At 31.5% G+C, this 2,224-nt stretch carries 3 protein-coding genes and 1 pseudogene; 3 read left to right on the top strand and 1 reads right to left on the bottom strand.

Annotated elements, in window-relative coordinates; genetic code table 11:
• Positions 1-256: pseudogene (locus ABZA26_RS13235) on the top strand (NAD(P)/FAD-dependent oxidoreductase); the annotation flags it as partial.
• Positions 257-346: 90 nt separating this feature from the next.
• Here the strand turns inward: ABZA26_RS13235 and ABZA26_RS13240 are convergent.
• Entirely contained in the window at positions 347-1,264 is a 918-nt protein-coding gene (locus tag ABZA26_RS13240; protein WP_372714976.1) for a helix-turn-helix domain-containing protein, read from the bottom strand.
• A gap of 271 nt (positions 1,265-1,535) precedes the next feature.
• Between ABZA26_RS13240 and ABZA26_RS13245 the strand changes: the two genes are divergently transcribed.
• Together ABZA26_RS13245 and ABZA26_RS13250 are read left to right on the top strand one after the other, a co-directional pair.
• Positions 1,536-1,760: an SDR family NAD(P)-dependent oxidoreductase gene (locus ABZA26_RS13245; RefSeq protein ID WP_372714977.1), complete on the top strand. Its 225-nt coding sequence runs from the start codon at positions 1,536-1,538 to the stop codon at positions 1,758-1,760.
• Between the two features lie 83 nt (positions 1,761-1,843).
• A partial coding sequence (locus ABZA26_RS13250) for a flavodoxin (protein WP_372714978.1) occupies positions 1,844-2,224 on the top strand: 381 nt, incomplete at its 3' end.

A 2,224-nucleotide genomic window follows, 5' to 3' on the forward strand; every position in this document is an offset into this window, starting at 1 on the left:
AAGCAGAAACATGAAAATGGCCCTGGAGCATTGGGGTAAAAACAGATATTTTCTTTCTCCTAGAGCAAATCTTATAGGTCCAGAGACCAGAACATCTGCCCCAGTAAGGATTACCAGAAAAGAATCAGGGGATTCTGTAACCACTCAAGGGCTCTATCCTGTAGGGGAAGGAGCAGGCTATGCCGGAGGGATAATGAGTGCAGCTGTAGACGGTTTAAAAATGGTAGACTTAATTTTTACTGAGACAATAGATTAATTTAAAAATAATATTTACAGCCTATTTAGACTAAAACAAACGGCCAAAATTTTGGCCGTTTGTTTTACATTAATTAAACTACTTTTAAAATTAAATTATGCCGTTTCTGTATTTTGTAGGATTTATTCCTACTTTTTTCTTAAATAGTTTACTGAAATAATCGGGATATTCAAATCCTAGTTTTATAGCGATTTCTCCAACGGTGTCATTGGTATTTAAAAGCATTGTTTTGGCCCTGTCAATGATATAGAGGTGGATGTACTCCTGCGTATTTTTACCTGTTTCTTTTTTTAAAAGATCAGTAAGATAATTTGGAGAAAGGCACATTTTATTTGCACACTCTTTTACAGTGGGAATTCCATTTTCTTCCAAATCGGATGAATTAATTCTTTTGTTGAGAAAACTTTCAAAATTTTCAACTAAATCCTTATTGATATTTTCTCTGGTGATGAATTGCCGACTGTAGAATCGTTCACAGTAGTTCATGAGCAGCTCTAAAGTGGCATTTATTACTGAATGACTGTAATTGTCTATTCTTGAACTGTATTCCCTTTCTATCTCTTTAACCAGAGAGCTTAATATATATTTTTCCTCCTCAGATAAATGGAGAGCTTCTGAAAGATTGTATCCAAAGAATGTATATTCTTTTATTTTTTTTCCAAGGTGACTTCTCCTAATGAGGTCGGGATGAAAAAATAATCCCCACCCCTCTATACTCTCATTCTCCACTACATTTTCTATTATCCAGCTTTGGTTTGGTCCCATAAAATTAAGAGTTCCTTTATTAAAATCATAATGGGTTCTACCGTATGTCAAATTCCCTGCACATCTGTTTTTATAACTCATTCCATACAGATCAAATATAAATTTAACAGACTCAAACTTTTTTGGAAACTCAAATTTTGATAAATCCAATACAGTTATCAAAGGATGCTTAAAATCTCCAAGATCAAATACATGATATAGTTTTTCTATTGAATCTATTATAATAATTTCATTTTTCTTCATTAATTTTCACCATCTTTAATTTTTTACATTAATTATATTACAAAAATCCGAATTGTTAAATGGAATAATTTCAGATTAATCAGTTCTTTTCTCATATTACAATACTCTGATCCGATTCATTTCGATATAATATTAGCAGAAGTTAGTTTAAATTCATAATTTTTATATAAAACAGAAAAAAGAACTTTATTTTCCGAGATTTATCCATTTTTATATTTTCATGAATTACATATAATATTTGTATAACTAAAAAGCTGAGGGAGGTAAAAATATGTCAAAATCTAAAGTAGTGTTGATAACAGGGGCATCTTCCGGAATAGGATACGCAACAGCAAAATATTTAATAGAAAAAGGCCTTGTAAATACATTTGATCCAAGTTTAGCAAGTGATGCTGATGTTGTAGCCAAAGTGATCAATGACGCAGTAGAATCAGAAAATCCTGAAACTCGTTATCCTGTAGGAAACATGGCTAAGGAAAATATTCAGGCAAGATAGTCAATGAGCGACAAAGATTATGATAAAATGGTAATGGATCAATTAATAAGTGCAGCAAAGTAAATAAATTTTGGAGGTAAGTTATGTCAAAGACTCTTATTGTTTATTATTCACTACAGGGAAATACCAAACGTGTAGCAGAGATGATTTCTGAAAAAATAAAAGCAGATATTCTAGAGCTGAAACCTAAAGCTAATTATAATTTTACATCAGCAGTGACTCTCGGCCTGGCTCATATAAAAACGAAATATGTTATAAAACTAGAACCTTTATATATAGATTTAAGTAAATATTCGGAAATTTACATTGGGACCCCGGTTTGGTGGTATACATTTGCTCCGCCAATACGTTCATTCATTGAAAACAATAATCTAAAAAATAAAAATATCAGATTATTTAGCACCAACAGAGGTGCAAATGGAAAAACATTTGATGATTTAAAAGATATACTCGGAGATTCAAAG

The sequence above is a fragment of the Ilyobacter sp. genome (genome assembly GCF_041583315.1).
GTDB lineage: Bacteria > Fusobacteriota > Fusobacteriia > Fusobacteriales > Fusobacteriaceae > Ilyobacter.

Bases quoted from the DNA above. Each gene is read 5' to 3' on its own strand.
- ABZA26_RS13240 (WP_372714976.1), bottom strand. From the start codon at position 1,264: ATGAAGAAAAATGAAATTATTATAATAGATTCAATAGAAAAACTATAT.
- ABZA26_RS13245 (WP_372714977.1), top strand. From the start codon at position 1,536: ATGTCAAAATCTAAAGTAGTGTTGATAACAGGGGCATCTTCCGGAATA.